The sequence below is a fragment of the Streptomyces vilmorinianum genome (assembly GCF_005517195.1).
Classification (GTDB): Bacteria; Actinomycetota; Actinomycetes; order Streptomycetales; family Streptomycetaceae; genus Streptomyces; species Streptomyces vilmorinianum.
Genome location: NZ_CP040244.1, coordinates 5,601,222 through 5,622,894, shown reverse-complemented (window position 1 = coordinate 5,622,894; position 21,673 = coordinate 5,601,222). Strand labels below are relative to the sequence as shown.

Annotated in this window: 20 protein-coding genes; 14 read left to right on the top strand and 6 right to left on the bottom strand. The window is 71.9% G+C overall.

Annotation, left to right across the window (positions count from 1 at the left end):
• Positions 1-59: 59 nt before the first annotated feature.
• Positions 60-845, bottom strand: a complete 786-nt coding sequence (locus tag FDM97_RS26045) for an amino acid ABC transporter ATP-binding protein (protein WP_137992908.1) — start codon at positions 843-845, stop codon at positions 60-62.
• Between the two features lie 419 nt (positions 846-1,264).
• Between FDM97_RS26045 and FDM97_RS26040 the strand changes: the two genes are divergently transcribed.
• Both FDM97_RS26040 and FDM97_RS26035 read left to right on the top strand, forming a co-directional pair.
• Complete coding sequence (locus FDM97_RS26040; RefSeq protein ID WP_137992907.1) at positions 1,265-1,969, top strand: response regulator transcription factor; 705 nt, start codon at positions 1,265-1,267, stop codon at positions 1,967-1,969.
• A 17-nt stretch (positions 1,970-1,986) separates the two neighbouring features.
• Complete coding sequence (locus FDM97_RS26035; RefSeq protein ID WP_137992906.1) at positions 1,987-3,384, top strand: sensor histidine kinase; 1,398 nt, start codon at positions 1,987-1,989, stop codon at positions 3,382-3,384.
• A 139-nt stretch (positions 3,385-3,523) separates the two neighbouring features.
• On the opposite strand, the gene FDM97_RS26030 is transcribed toward FDM97_RS26035, so the two are convergent.
• Entirely contained in the window at positions 3,524-4,522 is a 999-nt protein-coding gene (locus FDM97_RS26030; protein WP_137995034.1) for a TAXI family TRAP transporter solute-binding subunit, read from the bottom strand.
• Between the two features lie 84 nt (positions 4,523-4,606).
• Positions 4,607-5,488 (bottom strand): LysR substrate-binding domain-containing protein, encoded by an 882-nt coding sequence (locus tag FDM97_RS26025; protein ID WP_217510268.1) that lies wholly within the window; start codon positions 5,486-5,488, stop codon positions 4,607-4,609.
• A gap of 107 nt (positions 5,489-5,595) precedes the next feature.
• Between FDM97_RS26025 and FDM97_RS26020 the strand changes: the two genes are divergently transcribed.
• Genes FDM97_RS26020 through FDM97_RS25995 form a run of 6 tightly spaced genes read left to right on the top strand, consistent with a single transcriptional unit; the run spans position 5,596 to position 11,407 of the window.
• On the top strand, positions 5,596-6,843 hold the full coding sequence (locus tag FDM97_RS26020) for a four-carbon acid sugar kinase family protein (RefSeq protein ID WP_137992905.1): 1,248 nt from the start codon (positions 5,596-5,598) through the stop codon (positions 6,841-6,843).
• On the top strand, positions 6,840-7,940 hold the full coding sequence (pdxA, locus tag FDM97_RS26015; RefSeq protein WP_254705761.1) for a 4-hydroxythreonine-4-phosphate dehydrogenase PdxA: 1,101 nt from the start codon (positions 6,840-6,842) through the stop codon (positions 7,938-7,940). The genes FDM97_RS26020 and pdxA overlap by 4 nt, the downstream gene beginning before the upstream one ends.
• Positions 7,912-8,589, top strand: coding sequence for a HisA/HisF-related TIM barrel protein (locus tag FDM97_RS26010; protein WP_137992904.1), 678 nt, complete (start codon positions 7,912-7,914; stop codon positions 8,587-8,589). Before pdxA ends, FDM97_RS26010 begins: the two co-directional genes overlap by 29 nt.
• Positions 8,590-8,633: 44 nt before the next feature.
• Positions 8,634-10,154: a tRNA (N6-isopentenyl adenosine(37)-C2)-methylthiotransferase MiaB gene (miaB, locus tag FDM97_RS26005; RefSeq protein WP_137992903.1), complete on the top strand. Its 1,521-nt coding sequence runs from the start codon at positions 8,634-8,636 to the stop codon at positions 10,152-10,154.
• Between the two features lie 26 nt (positions 10,155-10,180).
• Entirely contained in the window at positions 10,181-10,666 is a 486-nt protein-coding gene (locus FDM97_RS26000; protein WP_137992902.1) for a hypothetical protein, read from the top strand.
• 33 nt (positions 10,667-10,699) lie between these two features.
• A complete protein-coding gene (locus FDM97_RS25995; protein WP_137992901.1) occupies positions 10,700-11,407 on the top strand; it encodes a class III extradiol dioxygenase subunit B-like domain-containing protein in 708 nt (235 codons plus the stop codon).
• A gap of 113 nt (positions 11,408-11,520) precedes the next feature.
• On the opposite strand, the gene FDM97_RS25990 is transcribed toward FDM97_RS25995, so the two are convergent.
• The gene (locus tag FDM97_RS25990) at positions 11,521-11,775 is read right to left on the bottom strand and encodes an antitoxin (protein ID WP_137992900.1); all 255 of its coding nucleotides are present in this window, start codon (positions 11,773-11,775) and stop codon (positions 11,521-11,523) included.
• Between the two features lie 63 nt (positions 11,776-11,838).
• Positions 11,839-12,117: a hypothetical protein gene (locus FDM97_RS25985; protein ID WP_137992899.1), complete on the bottom strand. Its 279-nt coding sequence runs from the start codon at positions 12,115-12,117 to the stop codon at positions 11,839-11,841.
• A gap of 182 nt (positions 12,118-12,299) precedes the next feature.
• On the opposite strand from FDM97_RS25985, the gene miaA reads away from it, so the two are divergent.
• The 6 genes from miaA to hflX all read left to right on the top strand — a co-directional run bounded on the left by miaA (position 12,300) and on the right by hflX (position 20,321).
• Positions 12,300-13,238 (top strand): tRNA (adenosine(37)-N6)-dimethylallyltransferase MiaA, encoded by a 939-nt coding sequence (gene miaA, locus FDM97_RS25980; RefSeq protein ID WP_137992898.1) that lies wholly within the window; start codon positions 12,300-12,302, stop codon positions 13,236-13,238.
• A 180-nt stretch (positions 13,239-13,418) separates the two neighbouring features.
• Positions 13,419-13,811: a hypothetical protein gene (locus FDM97_RS25975; protein ID WP_432816249.1), complete on the top strand. Its 393-nt coding sequence runs from the start codon at positions 13,419-13,421 to the stop codon at positions 13,809-13,811.
• A 146-nt stretch (positions 13,812-13,957) separates the two neighbouring features.
• Entirely contained in the window at positions 13,958-14,854 is an 897-nt protein-coding gene (gene dapF / locus FDM97_RS25970; protein WP_137992897.1) for a diaminopimelate epimerase, read from the top strand.
• A gap of 140 nt (positions 14,855-14,994) precedes the next feature.
• On the top strand, positions 14,995-17,133 hold the full coding sequence (locus FDM97_RS25965) for a RelA/SpoT family protein (protein WP_137992896.1): 2,139 nt from the start codon (positions 14,995-14,997) through the stop codon (positions 17,131-17,133).
• Between the two features lie 82 nt (positions 17,134-17,215).
• Positions 17,216-18,709: a M1 family metallopeptidase gene (locus FDM97_RS25960; protein WP_137992895.1), complete on the top strand. Its 1,494-nt coding sequence runs from the start codon at positions 17,216-17,218 to the stop codon at positions 18,707-18,709.
• Positions 18,710-18,827: 118 nt separating this feature from the next.
• The gene (gene hflX / locus FDM97_RS25955) at positions 18,828-20,321 is read left to right on the top strand and encodes a GTPase HflX (protein ID WP_137992894.1); all 1,494 of its coding nucleotides are present in this window, start codon (positions 18,828-18,830) and stop codon (positions 20,319-20,321) included.
• A gap of 101 nt (positions 20,322-20,422) precedes the next feature.
• Here the strand turns inward: hflX and FDM97_RS25950 are convergent, their stop codons facing one another.
• Positions 20,423-21,592, bottom strand: a complete 1,170-nt coding sequence (locus FDM97_RS25950; protein ID WP_137992893.1) for a trypsin-like serine peptidase — start codon at positions 21,590-21,592, stop codon at positions 20,423-20,425.
• Positions 21,593-21,673 lie beyond the last annotated feature (81 nt).

Here is a 21,673-nt window from a genome sequence, read left to right as displayed (position 1 = left end):
AACATCCCTTGGTTCGTGGGTTGTTGATCTGCAGGGTGAAGCATGAGGGCTGACCGTCGTCAGTGGTGCAGGATTTTCGAAAGGAAGTCCTTGGCCCGGTCGCTTCGCGGGTTGCTGAAGAACTGGTCGGGCGTGGCCTCTTCGACGATCCTGCCGTCCGCCATGAACACCACGCGGTTGGCGGCGGAACGGGCGAAACCCATCTCATGGGTGACGACGACCATCGTCATCCCGTCACGCGCCAGTTGCTGCATGACCTCAAGAACCTCGTTGATCATCTCGGGGTCGAGGGCCGAGGTCGGCTCGTCGAACAGCATGACCTTCGGGTCCATCGCCAACGCACGGGCGATCGCGACGCGTTGCTGCTGTCCGCCGGAGAGCTGCGCGGGGTACTTGTCCGCCTGGGTACCGACACCCACCCGGTCGAGCAGCGCGCGGGCCTTGTTCTCTGCGGCCTTCTTGTCGGCCTTGCGGACCTTGACCTGTCCCAGCATCACGTTCTCGAGCACGGTCTTGTGCGCGAAGAGATTGAAGGACTGGAAGACCATGCCGACGTCGGCGCGCAGCCGGGCCAGCTCCTTGCCCTCCTGGGGCAGCGGCCGGTTGTCGATGGTGATGGTGCCGGAGTCGATCGTCTCCAGGCGGTTGATGGTGCGGCACAGCGTGGACTTGCCGGACCCGGAGGGTCCGATGACGACCACGACTTCGCCCCGGGCGATCGTCAGGTCGATGTCCTGGAGCACATGCAGCGCGCCGAAGTGCTTGTTCACGTTGGACAGCACGACCAGGTCGCCCGCCGCCGGTACGGCGTTTTCCGAGCCCTTGGTCACTGACACTCCGCTCATCGGCTTCTTGCTCCGTCCTCCTCGGTTGGGGAGGACACTAGGCACGTCGTGCGACGACCGTCATTACATCTGAGCGGAAATTGAGGATAACGATACGGCCGCAACCGGACACACTGCGTGAACGGGACGCCCGGTGGCGTACCGGGTCCATAACAGATACCCCGACGTAACTGGGGGACACTTGACTGTGACACCGACGATCGGCGTTCATGCCCTGGTACACAGATAGCCATCACGCGATCATCAGGCCGCGAAATCGCACAGCCGCACAACCGCGGGGCATGAAGCCGTACGGTACGAAGCCGCACGGCCACGAGCCGCGCAGCCACAAGCCACAAGCCACAAGCCACAAGCCACAAGCCACAAGCCACGAGCCACAAGCCACGAGCCACGAGACACGAAGCCACTGGAGGGGGGCCATGAGACTGCTGCTCGTCGAGGACGACGACCATGTCGCCGCGGCCCTGTCCGCCGTACTGGCGAAGCACGGGTTCTCGGTCACGCACGCCCGCAACGGCGAGGAGGCGCTGCAGGCGGTGCTGCCCGCCGCGCACGGGGAGCGCCCGTCGTACGGCGTGATCCTGCTCGACCTCGGGCTGCCCGACCAGGACGGGTACACGGTCTGCGGCCGGATCCGTAAGCTCACCACCACCCCCGTGATCATGGTGACCGCGCGCGCCGACGTCCGTTCGCGCATACACGGGCTCAATCTCGGGGCCGACGACTACGTCGTCAAGCCGTACGACACCGGAGAACTGCTCGCCCGGATCCACGCCGTCAGCCGGCGCTCGACCGGTGGCGACGAGTCCGGTGCGGCCGGCGACGACTCCGCGCTGCGGCTCGGCTCCGTCGTCATCGAGCTGCCCACCCGCCGGGTCAGCGTCGACGGCACCGCCGTGCAGCTCACGCGCAAGGAGTTCGACCTGCTCGCCCTGCTCGCCCAGCGGCCCGGTGTGGTCTTCCGGCGCGAGCAGATCATCAGCGAGGTCTGGCGCACCAGCTGGGAGGGGACCGGCCGCACACTCGAGGTGCACGTCGCCTCGCTGCGCGCCAAGCTCGCGATGCCCGCCCTGATCGAGACCGTGCGCGGCGTCGGCTACCGCCTGGTCGCCCCGGCCGCGTAGCCGCCCGGATCCCTCACGTGCGTACCCGTCTCCTCCCGCTCCTCATCGTCCTCATGGCCGGGGTCCTGCTCGCCCTCGGCTTCCCGCTCGCCGCCAGCCTCGCCGCCTCCGAACAGCAGCGCGTGGTCGTCGACCGGCTCGACGACGCGGCGCGGTTCGCCGCGCTCGCCCAGTTCGTCAACGAGACCGACCCCTGGCTCGACGAGCGCCGCATCACGCTCAACGGTGAACTCGCCAGCTACCACGACGTGTACGGCATCCGTACCGGCATCTTCTACCGCGACAACCGGGCCATGGCCGCCGCGCCCGAGGACTGGGTCGTCCCCTACGCGGGCGAGGGCCGGCGGGCCTTCAACGAGGCGCTGCTCGGCCGCCGCAGTCACGACCCGCCGCAGGTCTGGCCGTGGCAGCCGGACGCCCGCCTCACGATCGCCTCCCCGGTCGTACGGGACGGTGACGTCGTCGCCGTCGTGGTCACCGACTCGCCCACCGGGCAGCTGCGTTCCCGCATTCTGAGCGGCTGGCTGATCATCGCGGCCGGCGAGTTCGCGGCGATGCTGCTCGCCGTCGGCGCCGCCTTCCGGCTCACCGGCTGGGTGCTGCGCCCGGTCCGTGTGCTGGACGCCGTCACCCACGACATCGCCACCGGCCGGATGAAGTCCCGGGTCGCCGCGGCCGGCGGACCGCCCGAACTGCGCCGCCTGGCCCGTTCGTTCAACGAGATGGCCGACAACGTCGAGGACGTCCTGGAGCAGCAGCGCGCCTTCGTCGCCGACGCCTCCCACCAGCTGCGCAACCCGCTCTCCGCGCTCCTGCTCCGCATCGAGCTGCTCGCCCTCGAACTCCCCGAGGGCAACGAGGAGATCGCCTCCGTCCGTACGGAGGGCAAGCGGCTCGCGCGGGTTCTCGACGACCTGCTCGACCTCGCGCTCGCCGAGCACGCCGCCGCGGATCTGCGCCTCGCCGACATCGGCGCGATGGCGGCCGAGCGGATCGCGGCCTGGCGCCCGCTCGCCGAGGAGAAGGGCGTACGGCTGAGCGGCGAGCGACGGGCGGTGACGGCCTGGGCGGACCCGGTGGCGCTCTCCAGCGCGCTCGACGCGGTGATCGACAACGCGCTCAAGTTCACCCCGGAGGGGGAAGAGGTCACCGTCACCGTGACGGCCGGCGGAGACACCTGCACGATCGTGGTGGCGGACCACGGGCCGGGGCTGACGCCCGAGGAGCTCGACCGGGTCGGCGACCGCTTCTGGCGCAGCAACCGCCACCAGAACATCAACGGCTCGGGTCTGGGCCTGTCCATCTCCCGGGTGCTGCTGGCGGCGGGGGGCGGCTCGATCGCCTACGCGCCGAACGAGCCGCACGGGCTGCGGGTGACGGTCACGGTGCCGAGGACGGCTCCGCAGGGGCGGTGACGGCCGGAGTCCTCGTCCGGCTCGGTCCGGGCCACCGCCGGACGGCACGTGACCGGATACCCGGCCCCTGCCGGCGGACCCAGGACGAGGAGCCACCGCTCGGGGCGTGCGGCGGCCGGGCGCCGACCCGAGTGGGCCCCTACGGTTTCACGGAGCGGTAGTAGCGCCGCGCGCCCTCGTGCAGGCTCAGAGGTTCCGTGTAGATCGCGGTCCGCAGATCCACCAGCTGCGCCGGATGCACCTGGCCGCCGATCCGATCGCGGCTTCTGATCACGGTGCGCGTGAAACCCTCCACCAGGGACGAATCCGCCGCGTCCGTCGTCACCAGGAGGTTCGCCACCGCCAGCGTCTCCACCGGCTGCCCGTCCTGCGCCTGGGCGTAGGCGTCCGCGGGGATGACCGCGGAGCGGTAGTGGCGGGTCGACTCGCCGACGTCGTGGAGGTTGTCGACCAGGGCGGCGTCCAGCGGGACGAGCCGTACCGGAAAGCGCTGGGAGAGGGCCTGGACCGCCTGCGTGGGAAGGCCGCCGGACCAGAAGAACGCGTCCAGCTCACCGCGCTCCAGGAGACCCGGCATGGTGTCGATGCCGGCGGACACCGGTTCGATGTCGATGTCGGGGGTGAGGCCGCCCGCCGCGAGGACCCGGTCCGCGATGAGCCGGACCCCGGAGCCCTCCTGGCCGACACCGACGCGCAGCCCGCGCAGATCGGCCACCGACTTCGCGGCCGACCCCTTGCGGACCACGAGCTGTACGTAGTCGTCGTAGAGGCGCGCGCAGCCGCGCAGCCGGTCGAACCCCGGCTTCCGGTCCCGCTGGTACTGGGCGACGGCATCGGCAGCCGCGATGGTGAAGTCCGCCTCGCCGGAGGCCAGCCGGGCGAGGTTCTGCTGGGAGCCCTCGCTGTCCTTGAGCGTTATCGAGACGTCCGGCAGGTCGCGGGCGAGGGCCTGCTGCAGCAGTTCGCCGTACCGCTGGTAGACGCCGGTGGGAACGCCCGTACTGAACGTGACGCGGCCGCTCGGCGCGGGTGTACCGAACGGAACGAGCCACCACACCAGCAGCCCGCACACCACCAGAAGCGCCGCCGACGCCTGGAGGAGGCGACGGCGGGCGGCACGGGAGAGCGAGGCGAGCATGGCGCGATCCTGCCAGCTCACTCCCCACACTGGCCAGGCCGGTCGCCCCGCCGGGCCGCCGGTCCGCCCGCTGTGTGAACGTCCTCACAGCTCGGCCGCCTGGGTCCGCAGCCATCCGAGGAGGAGGGCGATCCGGCTGTCCTGCCCGGGTGTCTGCGGGCTGAGCAGCTGATAGCCCGTGCCATCCGCGACCAGGCCGAAAGGCGCGACCAGCTGCCCGCGCATCAGGTCGTCGTGGACGAGCGCGTACGGGCCGATGGCCACGCCCACGCCCGCGACGGCCGCCTGCAGCGCGAGATAGAAGTGCTCGAAGGTCTGCTCCGCGGCGGCCTCGACCCGGAAGCGGGTGAGGCGCCGCCAGTCGTCCCACGCCCCCGGCCGGGTGCTCGTGTGCAGGATCGGCACGCCGACGACACCGCCCTTGCCCTCGAACCGCTCCGCCAGATCCGGGCTGCAGACGGGGCCGATCCTTTCGGCGAAGAGCGGCGCGCGGTGCACGTCCCCCGGTACGGGAAAGTCGTCGCGGCGCAGAGCGACGTCGACGGGGTCCCGTTCGAAGGAGACGGGCCCGCCGCCCGCCGACAGGTGCACGGTGAGCTCGGGCACCTGGACGGCGAGATCCGGCAGGCGCGGGATGAGCCAGCGCATGAGCAGCGTGGGCTCGCAGGACAGCGCGAGCGGGCCGCCGCGCTCGCGCCGCGAGACCTCCCGGGCGGCCGTGTCGACCTGGTCGAGCGCGTCGCGGACGGCGGCCGCGAGCCGGCGGGCCTGCGCGGTGGGCCGGAGCGACCGGGTCCCACGCTCGAAGAGCGTGACGCCGAGGGATTTCTCCAGGTTCTGGATCTGGCGGCTGACCGCACCGTGGGTGACGTGGAGTTCCTGGGCGGCCCGGGTCATGCTCGCGTGCCGCACGGTCGCCTCGAAGGGGAGCAGCGCGTTCAGCGGGGGGAGGTCGGGCCAGCGCACGTGTGAAATCTACTCACAGATGGAGTGAGAAGGAATCGCTTGTCCAGGTGCTTTCCGGGCGCCAGTGTTGATGTCGTCACCGAACGGCGATTCGAGGAGGACGGCGTATGAGCGTGGGACCTGTGCGGGTGGGACCTCAGACCGATCCCGCGTCGACCATCGCGGTCCTCGCGGACGATCTCACCAGCGCCGGCGACGGCGCGGCTCCGTTCCGCAGAACCGGACACCGTGCGCAGGTCCTGCTCGCCGCCGAGCTCGCCGCCGACGGTTTCTCCGACTGGACGGCCGATGGGACAGCCGATGGGATCGCCTATGGGAACGTGGTCGCCGTCGACCTCGGCAGCCGCCTGCTCGACGAGCCGGCGGCCGCGATCCGGACCGAGCGGGCCGCCCGCAGGTTCGCCGGGGCCGACCTGCTCGTCAAGACCGTCGACTCCACCCTGCGGGGCCACCTGGCGGCCGAGATCCGCGCCGCTCACGCCGGATCGCGGCGACAGGCCGTCGTCGTCGCCCCCGCGTTTCCCGCCGAGGGCAGGACCACGATCCGGGGCGTCCAGTACGTCGAGGGCGTACCGGTCCACGAGACCGACTTCGCCCGCGACCCGGCCCACCCGGTCCGCTCCTCCGACCTCGCGCGGCTGCTGCCGGAGGCCGAGCTCCTCGAACCCGACGGGTTCGGGAAGCTGCCCGAACTGATCGACGGGGGCGGCGTGTTCGTCTGCTCGGCGGCCACGGACGCCGACCTCGACCTCCTGATCTCCTCGGTGCCGCGGGCGGGCGACGTGCTCTGGGTGGGCTCCCCGGGGCTCGCCGCGGCGCTGGCCCGGCACCACTCCCGTACCCCTGCGGCCGCGCCGCCCGAGCTGCCGGGCGCCCGCCGTCCGCTGGTGGTCGTCGGCAGCGCGCATCCGGCCACCCGCCGCCAGCTGGACCGGTTGCGGACGCGCGCCGACGTGGACGCCGCCGATGCCGCCGACGACCCGGCCGCGGCCGTCGACGCCCTGCGGCGATCCCCGGCCCTCACGCTCGCCGTCCACACCCCCGATGCCCGGCGCGCTTCCCCCGGCTCGCTCACGAGCGATCTGGCCGTGGCGGTACGGGAGTTGGCGGCGACCGGTGCGGTCGACGGACTCGTGCTGACCGGTGGAGAGACCGCCGTCGCGGTCCTCGAGGCCCTCGGGGCCACCGGCATCGACCTGTTCGACGAACCGGAACCGGGGGTCGCGCGCGGCGTGCTGCTCAGCCCGCCCCGGATCCCCGTACTGATCAAAGCGGGCGGATTCGGTGACGAGGGCGCACTCGACCGGCTCTGCCGGCTTCTCGTGCGCGGCGCCGGGACGGGGGCGGACTCGTGACGACCCCCATCGCCGTCACCATGGGCGACCCGAACGGCATCGGGCCCGAGATCACCGTCAAGGCGTACGCGGACCCGCGGCGTCGCTCCCCGTTCGTCGTCATCGGCGACCCGTACACGCTCGCCCGGGCCTGCCGCACCACGGGCACGGAGCTGACCGTGCGACCGATCGACTCCCTCGCGCAGGCGAGCCACAGTCCCGGAACCATCGATGTCCTGACCGAAGGCACACTCCCCGCCGACCTGCGGGTCGGCACGGTGGACGCCCGCGCCGGAGAGGCTTGCTTCCAGTACGTACGCCGTGGCGTCGAACTCGCACTCCGCGGCGAGGTCCGGGCCCTCACCACCGCACCGATCAACAAGGAGGCGCTGCGCCTGGCCGGGCTGCCCTACCCGGGGCACACGGAGATCCTCGCCGAGCTCTCGGGCACGAGCGACTACGCGATGATGATGGCCAACGACGAGCTGCGGATCGTCCTGGTCACCGTCCACCAGTCACTGCGCACGGCCCTCGACTCCCTCACGACAGCCCGTGAGTTGGAGATCATCAGGCTGACCGACCGTACGCTCCGCGCCGGCGGCGGGACCCGGCCGCGTATCGCCGTCGCCGCGCTCAACCCGCACGCGGGGGAGAACGGGCTCTTCGGACGCGAGGACCTCGACATCATCGGACCCGCCGTCCTGGCCGCCCGGCGGGAAGGCATCGACGCCAGCGGCCCGTGGCCCGCCGACACGGTCTTCATGCGCGCCCGCGCCGGTGAGTTCGACGCCGTCGTCGCCCAGTACCACGACCAGGGACTCATACCCGTCAAATACCTGGGCCTGGAGCACGGCGTGAACATCACCATCGGCCTGCCGTTCGTGCGGACCAGCGTCGACCACGGCACGGCCTTCGACCTCGCCGGACAGGGCACCGCCGACCACACCAGCCTGCTCACCGCCCTGCACCAGGCCGACGAGCTGGCCCCTGCCCTCGCCCCCGACCCGGAGCCCGCCCCCGACCCGGACCCCGACCCGGAGCCCGACCCCGCACCCGCACCCGCACCCGCACCCGACCCGGAGGATCCTCGTGGACTTCATCTTCATGCTCACCCGTGACGACAGGACGGTCACGGACTGCCTGGACGTCCTCGACACCGTCGGGGACCTCGGCATCGGCCACATCGGCTTCAAGGACATCGGCGCCGACCCGGGGACTCTCCACGTCCTCCACCGGCGCATCAAGGACATGGGCGCCACCAGCTACCTCGAGGTGGTCAGCATCACCCGCGAGCAGGCCCTCGACTCGGTGAGGGCGGCGATCGACCTCGGCGTCGACCGGCTCATGGGCGGCATCTGGGTCGACGAGACCCTGGCCCTCCTCGCCGGCACCGGCATCGACTACCTCCCCTTCGCGGGCGAACCGCTCGGCCACCCCACCACCCTCGCCGGAGACCCGGCCCGGATAGCCGACGACTGCCGCCGGGCCGAGACCGCGGGCTGCGCCGGCGTCGACCTCCTCGCCTACCGGGCCACCGACGCCGACCCGCTCGCCCTCGTCCACGCCGCCCGCGCCGCGACCACCGGCCGGCTGGTCGTGGCCGGCAGCATCACCACCCCCGCCCAGATACGGGGCCTGGCAGCCGCAGGCGCCGACGCCTTCACCATCGGCTCCGCGGCCTTCAACGGCGCGCTCCGGCCCGACGCGGGAACGCTCAGGTCCCAGCTCGCGGTGGCGGTCGATGCCGCTGCCGGAGCCATCGCCTAGGCCACCGGCGCGGGGCAATGCCCGGCACCGCATACCCTTGTTCCATGACCAGCAGCGACCGGAGCCAGGCAGTGGACGTCCAGCGAACCTACGAAGTGCGCACCTACGGGTGCCAGATGAACGTCCACGACTCCGAGCGGCTCTCCGGTCTGCTGGAGGACGCCGGCTACGTCCGCGCCCCCGAGGGCTCCGACGGCGACGCCGACGTCGTCGTCTTCAACACCTGCGCGGTCCGCGAGAACGCCGACAACAAGCTGTACGGCAACCTCGGCCGGCTCGCCCCCATGAAGACCACGCGCCCGGGCATGCAGATCGCCGTCGGCGGCTGTCTCGCCCAGAAGGACCGCGACACGATCGTCAAGAAGGCCCCCTGGGTCGACGTCGTCTTCGGTACGCACAACATCGGCAAGCTGCCCGTCCTCCTGGAGCGCGCCCGCATCCAGGAAGAGGCCCAGATCGAGATCGCCGAGTCGCTGGAGGCCTTCCCCTCCACGCTCCCGACCCGGCGCGAGTCCGCGTACGCCGCCTGGGTGTCGATCTCCGTCGGCTGCAACAACACCTGCACCTTCTGCATCGTCCCGGCGCTGCGCGGCAAGGAGAAGGACCGCCGGCCCGGCGACATCCTCGCCGAGATCGAGGCCCTGGTCGCCGAGGGCGTCTCCGAGATCACCCTGCTCGGCCAGAACGTCAACGCGTACGGCTCCGACATCGGCGACCGCGAGGCGTTCTCCAAGCTGCTGCGCGCCTGCGGCACGATCGAGGGCCTGGAGCGGGTCCGCTTCACCTCGCCGCACCCGCGCGACTTCACGGACGACGTGATCGCCGCCATGGCGGAGACCCCGAACGTCATGCCGCAGCTCCACATGCCGCTGCAGTCCGGCTCGGACACCATCCTCAAGGCGATGCGCCGCTCCTACCGGCAGGAGCGTTTCCTCGGCATCATCGAGAAGGTGCGCGCCGCCATCCCGCACGCCGCCATCTCCACCGACATCATCGTGGGCTTCCCCGGCGAGACCGAGGAGGACTTCGAGGAGACCATGCACACCGTGCGCGAGGCGCGTTTCGCCAACGCGTTCACCTTCCAGTACTCCAAGCGGCCCGGGACCCCCGCGGCCGAGATGGACGGGCAGATCCCCAAGGAGGTCGTGCAGGCGCGCTACGAGCGTCTCGTCGCGCTCCAGGAGGAGATCTCCTGGGAGGAGAACAAGAAGCAGGTCGGCCGGACGCTGGAGGTCATGGTCGCCGAGGGCGAGGGTCGCAAGGACGGCAGCACCCACCGTCTCTCCGGCCGCGCCCCCGACAACCGGCTCGTCCACTTCACCAAGCCCGAGGCGGAGGTCCGCCCGGGTGACGTGGTGACCGTCGAGATCACCTACGCCGCCCCGCACCACCTGCTCGCCGAGGGCCCGACGACGTCGGTACGCCGTACCCGCGCCGGCGACGCCTGGGAGAAGCGCACCACCGCGGCCGCCGCGAAGCCCGCGGGCGTGCTGCTGGGCCTGCCGAAGATCGGCGCCCCGGAGCCGCTCCCTCCGGCCGTCGAGGGCTGCTCGGCCGCCCACTGAACGCGGGGCGGATCGGGGGGATCACGTTGACGAGGTGGGGGCTGATCGTCGAGCAGACGGTCGGATTCGGCAACGAGCGCCGGATGTGGGCTCCGGCGGTCATCGCCCATGTCACAGGCACCCGTGAAGAGGCGATGGAGGTGCTGCGCGAACGCGCGCGGTACTTCCAGCCCATGCATCCCGCCAAGGACAGGCGGCGCGTGCTGTACCAGGACGGGGACGGCTTTCTGCTGATCCTGGACGGGGTCTGGCAGACCTTCCACTGCCGGTTCACCGTCGCGGAGCTGCTGTACGACAGCAACGCCCCCGAGCCCGAGCCCGAGCCCGAGCGCGAGCGCGAGGCCCGGCCCGAGCCTGAGGAGGCGCAGGAACCGGAGCCCGAGACGGTGTCGGAGAACACGCCCGAGCCGGTGCGGGAACCCGAGCCGCCCGCGCCCCCGCCCGCCTGGGACGCCGGTGTGCCGGCCCGGCCGTCCTGGCTGGGCCGCACGGACCTCCCGGGCAGCCGCTGACCTCGTTGCCGTTGCCCCGCTAGGCTGCGGATCATGCTTGTCGCCGCAGCCGTCTGCCCCTGCCCTCCGTTGCTCGTGCCCGACGTCGCGGCCGGGGCCGCACGCGAGCTCGCCGCCGCCAGGACGGCCTGTTCCGACGCCCTCGCGCTGCTCGCCGCCTCCCGGCCCGACCGCTTGTACGTCGTCGGACCGGCCGCCGAGGGCGCGCGCGGACCGTTCCCCGCCGGTTCGGCGGGAAGCTTCGCCGGCTTCGGTGTCGATCTCTCCGTACGGCTCGGCGACGGGCCTGCCGGAGAACGGCCGCTGCCCGCCTCGCTCGCCGTCGCCGCCTGGCTCCTGGAGCACACCGACTGGGCCGACGCTCCGGTCGAGGCGCTCGGGGTAGGCGAGTCGCTGGAGCCCGCCGGCTGTGTCGCCACCGGTCGTGGGCTGGCCGCGGCGGCCGAACGGGTGGCGCTCCTGGTGATGGGGGACGGCAGCGCCTGCCGGACACTCAAGGCCCCCGGCTATCTGGACGAACGCGCCGCCGCCTTCGACGCGGAGGCCGCCCGCGCGCTGGGCACGGCGGACCTGGACGGCCTTCTCGCGCTGGACGAGAAGCTGGCGTACGAGCTGAAGGCGGCCGGCCGGGCCCCCTGGCAGGTCCTCGCGGGCGCCGCCCAGGGCGCGGACCTCGAAGGCCGGTTGCTGTACGAGGACGCCCCCTATGGCGTCGGCTACTTCGTGGCCGCCTGGGCGTAACGGTCGTCACGGGCCCCGACGACGAAACGCGGACGACGAACGGCGGACGGCCGCGGAGCGTTCTGCTTCGCGGCCGTCCGCCGTGCGGAGGGATTGTCAGGTGACGCCTGGTGTCAGGCGGCCGGCGGCGGCGTCGGGCCTTCGCCCTTCGGGCCGCCGTCCTTGTGGGCGATCCGGTCCAAGGCGTGCTTGGCCTTGCCGGTGCCCGATTCGATCTTGGCGCTGTACTTGCCCTTGGTCTTCTCGTCGACCAGCTTCGCGGCCTTGTCCAAGCCGTGGTCGATCTTCTCCTCGTGCTGCTGCGCGAGGCCGGAGACCTTGTCCTTGGCCGGAGCGAGCTTGGCCTTCAGTGAATCCAGGAGACCCATGGGTCACCTTCCCTCCGGTGAGTCCGTAGGCCGTGCCCCGTCTCCAGGAACTACGTCCAGGAACTACTTCCGGGCGCCTTCGCCGGCCTCGTTGTCCGCGGCCTCCTCGGCCGACTGCTGCTTGGGGATCTCCACCGCCTCGACGACCTCGACCACCTCGGCCGTCTCCGCGGTCCCGTCGACCTCGGTACGTTCCGCCGTGTCGGGCTCGGACGCGTCCCCGGCCTGCGAGACAGCCTCCGTCTCCTCCGGCGCGTCCGTCAGGGCGACGGCCTGGGCCTCCTCCGTTGACGCCTCGGCGGCTTCCTTGCCCTTCCGGCGAAACATTGCAAAAACGCCCATTTCCACTCCATAGCGTACTCGTGTGGGAAAAGCCCCGCGGCGCCCGGGGCGCCCTGTTGCGCCACCCGGCGCAGCCGGTACGGAAACCGGCGGTCGGAACCTCGCAACTGGCAACGAACCCGGTTGCGGGCCGTCACGTCGCTCATTCGGGGACCCGTCGTGAGGTTTGCGAGACTGGGGCGGTGAGAAGTGCAGCTCCCGCCCCGCGGGTCATCGCCGTCGTCGGTCCTACAGCGGCCGGAAAGTCCGATCTGGGTGTATTTCTGGCCCAGCAGCTCGGCGGCGAGGTCGTCAACGCCGACTCGATGCAGCTCTACCGAGGGATGGATATCGGTACCGCCAAGCTGACGCTCGAGGAGCGTGGTGGCGTCCCCCACCATCTCCTCGACATCTGGGACGTGACGGAGGCCGCCAGCGTCGCCGAGTACCAGCGCCTCGCGCGCGCCGAGATCGACCGGCTGCTCGCCGCCGGCCGTACCCCCGTCCTGGTCGGCGGCTCAGGTCTGTACGTACGGGGCGCGATCGACGCCCTCGAGTTCCCGGGCACCGACCCGGCCGTACGGGCCCGCCTGGAGGCCGAGCTGGAGGAGCGGGGCTCCGGCGCCCTGCACACCCGCCTCGCCGCCGCCGACCCCGAGGCCGCGCGCGCGATCCTGCCCAGCAACGGCCGTCGCATCGTCCGGGCCCTGGAGGTCATCGAGATCACCGGCAAGCCCTTCACCGCCAACCTGCCCGGACCGGACTCGGTCTACGACACCGTGCAGATCGGCGTGGACGTGGAACGCCCCGAGCTCGACGAGCGGATCACCCTGCGCGTGGACCGGATGTGGGAGGCCGGACTCGTGGAGGAGGTGCGCACCCTGGAGGCGCAGGGGCTGCGGGAGGGGCGCACGGCCGCCCGCGCGCTCGGCTACCAGCAGGTGCTCGCGGCGCTCGCGGGGGAGTGCACCGAAGACGAGGCGCGCGCTGAGACCGTACGCGCCACCAAACGCTTCGCGCGCCGTCAGGACTCGTGGTTCCGGCGCGACCCGCGGGTCCACTGGCTGAGTGGTGCCGTGGAACACCGCGGGGAACTCCCGCGAGAGGCGCTGGCGTTGGTCGAACGAGCGGTTACAGCCTGATCACGTGATGGCATCGGGACGCCCTGCCCGTCATTCCGGCGGTCCTCGACGTGCCATCATCGAGCATCGATCGACCAAGTGGAGTCCGAGTTGGGAGGGCGCGTGGCGATGGAGGCCGGCCCTCGCGACACAGAACAGAACGACGCCGTCCGGGGCGAAGCCCCTGGTGGCGCGCCCGGTTTGAGCCCGGACGGTCCGGACGACGCCGAAGGCACGTCCGTCGAGGTCGACGCCGACGAGGTCGAGGTCGAACTGCGGCCCCAGCGCCGACTGCGGATCTGGCAGCTCGCGCCCATCGTGGGCCTCGCCGCCGTCGGCTCGCTGATGTTCGCCTTCCCCCTCGCCTTCGGTTCCGGCGAGGGCGGGGCCGTCGTCGCCATGCTGGGGCTGCTGATCAGCTCCTGCGCGGCCGGCTGGGGCATGATGGCGGCCCGCAGGGTCGGCACCACCTGGCCGGGCCTCCCGGCCCGGGGCTCCGGTGAGCGGCCGAACTGGCGCGTGATCGCCCTCTACGTCGTCCTGAGCGCGGCCCTGGTGGCCCTCGCGGTCTGGCGCGTGGCCCGCCTCCGCTGACACCGAGGTCCCGGTCCGCCGCCAGTGACGCCCGGCCCCCCGGGCCCCGTCCAGCCCGCCCGGCCCCCGCCCGCCCCGGCCCGGCGCGCCGTCCGGCCCGTGGCCCGTCGAGGCCGCTGTCGGACCCGCCCCGTACAGTTGATCCCGTGACCAGCACGCAGACCTCGCCGCTCGCATTCCTCAAGGGCCACGGGACCGAGAACGACTTCGTGATCGTCCCCGACGCCGACAACACCGTCGACCTTCCCGCTGCGGTCGTCGCGCGCCTGTGCGACCGGCGGGCCGGCGTCGGCGGCGACGGACTGCTGCACGTGGTCCGCAGCGCCGCCCACCCCGAGGCCCGCGGCATGGCCGGCGAGGCCGAGTGGTTCATGGACTACCGCAACGCGGACGGCTCGGTCGCCGAGATGTGCGGCAACGGCGTCCGCGTCTTCGCCCGCTACCTGGAGCACGCGGGCCACGTCACCGCCGGCGAGGTCGCCATCGCCACCCGCTCCGGCGTCAAGCGCGTCCACCTCGACAAGGACGGCTCCGTCACCGTCTCCATGGGCCGCGCCGTGCTCCCCGAGGACAGCGTCACCGTCACCGTCGACGGCCGCAGCTGGCCCGCCCGCAACGTGAACATGGGCAACCCGCACGCCGTCGCCTTCGTCGAGAGCCTCGACCACGCCGGAGACCTGTACACCGAGCCGCCGTACGCCCCCGCGGAGGTCTACCCGACGGGCGTGAACATCGAGTTCGTCGTCGACCGCGGCCCCCGCCACGTCGCCATGCGCGTCCACGAGCGCGGCGCCGCGGAGACCCGCTCCTGCGGTACGGGCGCGTGCGCCGTCGCCGTGGCCACCGCCCGCCGGGACGGCGCCGACCCCGCCGTGAGCGGAACCCCCGTCACGTACACCGTGGACGTCCTCGGCGGGACGCTCACCATCACCGAGCACCCCGACGGAGAGGTCGAGATGACCGGCCCCGCCGTCATCGTCGCCGAGGGAACGATCGAGCCGTCCTGGCTCGCCGCCGCCGAATTCGAAACAGTCAACGACTGATTCGTCGCTCGAATGGGTGATCCGTTTCACGCTGGGCGAGAGCGGGACTGCGCCACGTGGTGGGGTCGGTAGCATCAAGCACCGGCCCGGCGGGCACGCCTTGCCCGCTCACCGCCGGTCGACGCCGCCGGAGGTGCCCCATGAGTGCAGAGGCCACCAATCCCGTGAGCGCAGCGGAGGCCACCGGCCCCGACGCTCCCAGCCGCAGGCGCGCCCGTCCGAGGATCGACCTCCGTCGGCTGGGCCGCGCCGCTCTGCTCGGTCCCGCCACCAGACACCGGCTGCCCGACGCCATCGGCCATGTCGCGGAGGCCCACCGGGCCCACCACCCCGACGCCGACCTGGCCGTGCTGCGCCGCGCGTACGTCCTGGCCGAGTTCTCGCACCGAGGGCAGTTCCGCAAGAGCGGTGAGCCGTACATCACCCATCCGCTCGCCGTCACCCTGATCCTCGCCGAACTCGGCGCGGAGACCACGACGTTGACCGCCGCCCTCCTCCACGACACCGTGGAGGACACGGAGGTGACGCTCGATCAGGTCAGGGAGCAGTTCGGCGACGAGGTCGCCTATCTCGTCGACGGCGTGACCAAGCTGGAGAAGGTCGACTACGGGGCCGCCGCCGAGCCCGAGACCTTCCGCAAGATGCTCGTCGCCACCGGCAACGACGTCCGCGTCATGTCGATCAAACTCGCCGACCGGCTCCACAACATGCGCACCCTCGGGGTGATGCGCCCCGAGAAGCAGGTCCGGATCGCCAAGGTCACCCGCGACGTCCTCATCCCGCTCGCCGAACGGCTCGGCGTCCAGGCGCTCAAGACCGAGCTGGAGGACCTCGTCTTCGCGATCCTCCACCCCGAGGAGTACGAGAACACCCGCGCCCTCATCGCCGGCAACACGGGCGCGGGCGACGCGCTCGCCGCCATCGCCGACAGCGTCTCCGCCGTCCTGCGCGAGGCGGACATCGCCGCCGAAGTCCTCGTCCGGCCACGGCACTTCGTCTCCGTCCACCGCGTCCGCCTCAAGCGCGGCGACCTGCGGGGCAGCGACTTCGGACGGCTCCTCGTCCTTGTGGCCGAGGACGCCGACTGTTACGCGGTCCTCGGCGAACTCCACACCTGCTTCACCCCGGTGATCTCCGAGTTCAAGGACTTCATCGCGGCACCCAAGTTCAACCTGTACCAATCGCTGCACACCGCCGTCGCCGCCCCCGACGGGGCCGTCGCCGAAGTCCTCATCCGTACGTACCAGATGCACAAGGTCGCCGAGGCCGGCGTCGTGGCCCTCGGCAACCCGTACACGCCCCCGACGAGCGCCGACGGCGCCGAGCCGGCCGAGGACGGCGAGCGCGCCGACCCCACCCGCCCCGGCTGGCTCTCCCGGCTCCTCGACTGGCAGCAGGCCACCCCCGACCCCGACACCTTCTGGACCTCGCTGCGCGCCGACCTCGCCGAGGACCAGGAGATCACCGTCTTCCGCGCCGACGGCAGCGCCCCCGGCACGATCAGCCTCCCGGCCGGGGCGACCTGCGTCGACGCCGCGTACGCGCAGTACGGCGAAGCCGCCCACGCCTGCCTCGGCGCGCGCGTCAACGGGCGCCTGGCGACGCTCAGTACGGTCCTGAGCGACGGCGACACCGTCCAGCCGCTGCTCGCCCAGGACACCGCCTCGGGGCCCTCCCCCGAGTGGCTGGAGCACGCCCGTACACCCGCCGCCCGCATCGCGATCACCGCGTGGCTCCAGGCGCACCCCGAGGCCGCCGACGCACCGGAGGCCGACCCCCGGCCGCCCGTCTCCTTCACCGCCGACCGGCGGTCGGGCGCCAAGCTCCACGCCGATCTGCCCGGCGCCACGGCCGCCGCCGTACGCCCGGCCGGCTGCTGCACCCCCGTACCCCCCGACGAGATCACCGGCTTCCGGGTGCGCGGCGGATCCGTCACCGTCCACCGCACCGGCTGCGCGGCCGTCGACACCATGAAACGGCTCGGGCGCGAACCCGTCACCGTCCACTGGGGCGACACCGCCGAATGCCGCGTCACGCTCGTCGCCGAGGCCTTCGGCCGGCCCCGGCTCCTCGCCGACCTCACCGAGGCCATCGCCGCCGCGGGCGTCGCCGTCGTCTCGGCGACCGTCGAGCCGCCCAGCGAACAGCGGGTCCGGCACACGTACACGCTGCAACTCCCGGACGCGGCCGGGCTGCCCGCGCTGATGCGGGCGATGCGGGACGTGGCCGGGGTGTACGACGTCAGCCGCGCCCGGCACCCCGCGTCACAGACGGGCTGACGTCAGCCCGGAGGTGCCTCCTTCGAGTGGCGGGCGAGCGCGCCGCCGGAGGGAGCGGCGAAGGCACTGGTAGCCGTAGCTCATGCCGCTCACACCCCGTAACCCCTCCCCACGCGCGCGGTGGCTTCGCTCCGCCGTGCTGGTCGCCGCATCGGCCGGACTCGTCGCCGCCGCTCTCCCCGCGCCGACACCGCTCGGCATCGGGGACCCGCTCTTCCCCCACCTCGGCAACCCCGGCTACGACGTCCTCTCGTACGACATCGACCTCACCTACCAGGGTGAGAACACCGAGCCGCTCGCGGCGGTGACCCGTATCGAGGCGCTCGCGACCGCCGACCTGGAGCGGATCAACCTCGACTTCACGCACGGCAAGGTCACCTCCGTCACCGTCGGTGGCGAGCCCGCCACGTTCGAGACCAGCGGCGAGGACCTGGTGATCACCCCCGTCCGGGCGGTGGAGGACGGCGAGGCGCTGAACATCGCGGTCACGCACACCAGCGACCCCCGTGGCGCGGCCGACTCCGGCGGCTGGGTCCGCACCGGCGACGGTCTCGCCATGGCCAACCAGGCCGACGCCGCCCACCGCGTCTTCCCGTCCAACGACCACCCCGCCGACAAGGCCCACTTCACCTTCCGGATCACGGCCCCCAGCGCCCTGACGGCCGTCGCCAACGGCCTGCCGACGGGCCGCACCGAGAACGGCGCCACCACCACCTGGACCTACCGCACCTCCCACCCCATGGCCACCGAGCTGGCCCAGGTCTCCATCGGCCGCACCACCGTCGTCCACCGGACCGGACCGCACGGTCTTCCCGTACGGGACGTCGTGCGCACCGCCGACAAGGACCTCATGGAGCCCTGGCTGAAGCGCACCCCCGGCCATCTGGAGTGGATGGAGCGCCAGGTCGGCCCCTACCCCTTCGAGACGTACGGCGTGCTCGTCGCCGACGCCGAGACCGGATTCGAGCTGGAGACCCAGACCCTCTCTCTCTTCGAGAGAAGACTGTTCACCGAGACCGGATTCCCCGAGTGGTACGTCGACTCGGTCATGGTCCATGAGCTCGCCCACCACTGGTTCGGCAACAGCGTCTCGCCCCGCACCTGGTCCGACCTGTGGCTCAACGAGGGGCACGCGAGCTGGTACGAGGCGCTGTACGCCGAGGAGACCGCCAAGCAGTCCCTGGAGCGGCGCATGAAGGCCGCGTACGGGGCCTCGGACGGCTGGCGCGCGGCGGGCGGGCCGCCCGCGGCCCCCAAGCCTCCCGCGCCCGGCCGCAAGATCAGCCTCTTCCGGCCCGTGGTGTACGACGGGAGCGCCCTGGTCCTCTACGCGCTGCGCCAGGAGATCGGCAAGGACGCCTTCCAGCGGCTGGAGCGCCGCTGGGTCAGCGAGCACAAGGACTCCACCGCCACCACCGCCGACTTCACGGCGCTCGCCTCCGAGGTCGCGGGGCGTGACCTGACCTCGTTCTTCGCCGGCTGGCTGCACGCGGAGAAGACCCCGCCGATGCCCGGCCACCCGGACTGGCGCTCCCTGCCGGCCGGCGAGGCCCGCAGCGCCGCGAAACCCGGATGACGGGCCTGGGCCGACCGTGTCACCATCGTCGGGTCGACGACGCGGCCGGCCCGGGAATCTTTGGGTGCCGTCACACGTTGTGATCGACGCAACGACTTTCCATCGACGTAAGGATCAAATGACCTCCTCTTCTTCCCCTTCCCAGGACGAGCAGAGCTTCGCCGAGACGAGCCGCACCGAGAGCCTTCGGGCCGATGCCCTGATGGAAGAGGACGTCGCCTGGAGCCACGAGATCGACGGAGAGCGGGACGGCGATCAGTTCGACCGCTCCGAGCGCGCGGCTCTGCGGCGCGTGGCGGGCCTCTCCACCGAGCTCGAGGACGTCACCGAGGTCGAGTACCGGCAGCTGCGCCTGGAGCGCGTCGTGCTGGTCGGCGTATGGACCTCGGGGACCGTCCAGGACGCGGAGAACTCCCTCGCGGAGCTCGCGGCCCTCGCCGAGACGGCGGGTGCGCTGGTGCTCGACGGCGTGATCCAGCGCCGTGACAAGCCGGACCCGGCCACCTTCATCGGCTCGGGCAAGGCGCGGGAGCTTCGGGACATCGTGCTCGAGACCGGCGCTGACACCGTCGTCTGCGACGGTGAGCTCAGCCCCGGCCAGCTGATCGCCCTCGAAGACGTCGTCAAGGTGAAGGTGGTCGACCGGACCGCCCTGATCCTCGACATCTTCGCCCAGCACGCCAAGTCCCGAGAGGGCAAGGCGCAGGTCGCGCTCGCGCAGATGCAGTACATGCTGCCGCGGCTGCGAGGCTGGGGTCAGTCGCTCTCCCGTCAGATGGGTGGCGGCGGCGGTGGCGGCATGGCCACCCGTGGTCCCGGTGAGACCAAGATCGAGACCGACCGGCGTCGGATCCGCGAGAAGATGGCGAAGATGCGCCGGGAGATCGCGGAGATGAAGACCGGCCGGGACATCAAGCGGCAGGAGCGGCGCCGCCACAAGGTTCCGTCGGTCGCCATCGCCGGTTACACCAACGCCGGCAAGTCCTCGCTGCTCAACCGGCTGACCGGTGCGGGTGTGCTGGTGGAGAACGCGCTGTTCGCCACCCTCGACCCGACCGTGCGCCGGGCCGAGACGCCCAGCGGCCGGGTGTACACCCTGGCCGACACCGTCGGCTTCGTCCGGCATCTGCCGCACCACCTGGTCGAGGCGTTCCGCTCCACCATGGAGGAGGTCGGAGGCTCCGACCTGATCCTGCATGTGGTGGACGGCTCGCACCCGGCCCCGGAGGAGCAGCTCGCCGCCGTGCGCGAGGTGTTCCGCGACGTCGGCGCGGTGAACGTGCCGGAGGTCGTCGTCGTCAACAAGGCGGACGCGGCCGACCCGCTCGTCCTGCAGCGGCTGATGCGGGCCGAGCGGCACGCGATCGCGGTCTCCGCCCGTACGGGCGAGGGCATCGAAGAGCTGCTCGCGCTCATCGACGCCGAACTGCCGCGGCCGCAGGTCGAGATCGAGGCACTCGTGCCGTACACCCAGGGCGGCCTGGTCTCCCGGGTGCACGCCGAGGGTGAGCTCCTCTCCGAGGAGCACACACCGGAGGGCACGCTGCTCAAGGCGCGGGTGCACGAGGAGCTGGCGGCGTTCCTGACGCCGTTCGTTCCGGCCGCGCACTGACGCCGACGTCCATCGCTTGACGCGGAAGGCCCCGCCCCCTCTCTGAGGGGGCGGGGCCTTCTGTCGCGGTCGTACGGGTCTTCAGCGAGCCCCGCGCCGGATCAGCGAGCGAACTTCTTGCTCACCATCTCGTGCGCGTCCTTCGCGCCCCTGCCAAGCAGCGGGCCGGCCAGCCAGCCGTTGCCGCCGGCCGGGCCGATCGACGTGTTCGACACCAGCGCGGTCTTCCCGTTCGGCAGCACACGGAACCAGCCACCACCGGAGGAGCCACCGGTCATCGTGCAGCCGATGCGGTACATGGTCGGCGTCGCGGGCGCCGTGACCATCCGGCCCGGGCGGTCGAGGCACTTGTGCATGATCAGGCCGTTGTACGGCGGAGCCGCCGGGTAGCCCCAGGCGCCCACCGTCCCGGCCTGCGCGGGCGTCGGCGCCGAGAAGTCGACCGGCAGCGCGGCGCCGACGGTCTCCTCCAGGGACTTCTTGCCCCGCTCCGGCTTCACGTGCAGCACGGCGTAGTCGTACGGCCAGGCGGCGTTCGAACCGCCCCGGTTGATCCACTCGCCCGAGGTGACGGCCCAGTCGGCCCAGTACTGGCCGTAGGGCGCGATCTCGTGCGGCTTGGCGTTGCGCAGCGCGGACGCCGACTTGCCGAGGTCGTTGTAGGCCGGGACGAAGGCGATGTTGCGGTACCAGCCGCCGCGCTGACCGGCGTGGACGCAGTGGCCCGCGGTCCACACCATGTTCGACTTACCGGGCCGCCGCGGGTCCTTCACGATCGTGCCGGAGCAGACCATGTGACCCTGGGGCGAGTCGAAGAAGATCTTGCCGACCGGAGCCGCGTTGCGGTGGTACGGAGTCTTCTCCCGCTGGGCCTGGACGGGGCGCGGCACGGGGTCGCTGCCCCCGGAGCCGGCCGTGGCGGCGATCGTCGGGTCCGGGCTCTTCGCCGACTGCATACGCTGCGAGTCCCAGAGCCCGTCGATCACCGGGTTGACGAAGTCCTCGGCCTCACGGAGCCAGTTCTCCTTGTCCCAGTTCTTCCACTCGCCGTCCTTCCACTTGTCCAGGTCGACGCCGTGCTTCTTCAGCTTGTCGGCGAGGTCCTGGGGGAGGGCGGCGGGGTCGTCCCCGCCGGTGGCGGATGCGGAGGCGCTCGCCCCCGCGGCCGGCTTGTCTGCCGCCGGTGTCTCGGTCGGGCCGCAGGCGGTGGCGGTCAGCGCGAGCGCCGAGACCAGGCCGACCACGGCCGGAACGAGTCGTATGGAACGCATGTGTCGAGATCCCCCTGATGATGGTTCCCGCGTCCGGGCGATGGGTGGAGTTGCCATGGACGCGTCATTTGCGGTGTCACA

Coding starts and splice junctions, on each gene's coding strand:
- hflX (WP_137992894.1), top strand. CDS start 18,828: ATGACCTCCTCTTCTTCCCCTTCCCAGGACGAGCAGAGCTTCGCCGAG.
- FDM97_RS26030 (WP_137995034.1), bottom strand. CDS start 4,522: ATGCTCGCCTCGCTCTCCCGTGCCGCCCGCCGTCGCCTCCTCCAGGCG.
- FDM97_RS25990 (WP_137992900.1), bottom strand. CDS start 11,775: ATGGGTCTCCTGGATTCACTGAAGGCCAAGCTCGCTCCGGCCAAGGAC.
- FDM97_RS26045 (WP_137992908.1), bottom strand. CDS start 845: ATGAGCGGAGTGTCAGTGACCAAGGGCTCGGAAAACGCCGTACCGGCG.
- FDM97_RS25985 (WP_137992899.1), bottom strand. CDS start 12,117: ATGGGCGTTTTTGCAATGTTTCGCCGGAAGGGCAAGGAAGCCGCCGAG.
- FDM97_RS25960 (WP_137992895.1), top strand. CDS start 17,216: ATGCCGCTCACACCCCGTAACCCCTCCCCACGCGCGCGGTGGCTTCGC.
- FDM97_RS25965 (WP_137992896.1), top strand. CDS start 14,995: ATGAGTGCAGAGGCCACCAATCCCGTGAGCGCAGCGGAGGCCACCGGC.
- FDM97_RS26020 (WP_137992905.1), top strand. CDS start 5,596: ATGAGCGTGGGACCTGTGCGGGTGGGACCTCAGACCGATCCCGCGTCG.
- miaB (WP_137992903.1), top strand. CDS start 8,634: ATGACCAGCAGCGACCGGAGCCAGGCAGTGGACGTCCAGCGAACCTAC.
- FDM97_RS26040 (WP_137992907.1), top strand. CDS start 1,265: ATGAGACTGCTGCTCGTCGAGGACGACGACCATGTCGCCGCGGCCCTG.
- FDM97_RS25995 (WP_137992901.1), top strand. CDS start 10,700: ATGCTTGTCGCCGCAGCCGTCTGCCCCTGCCCTCCGTTGCTCGTGCCC.
- FDM97_RS25950 (WP_137992893.1), bottom strand. CDS start 21,592: ATGCGTTCCATACGACTCGTTCCGGCCGTGGTCGGCCTGGTCTCGGCG.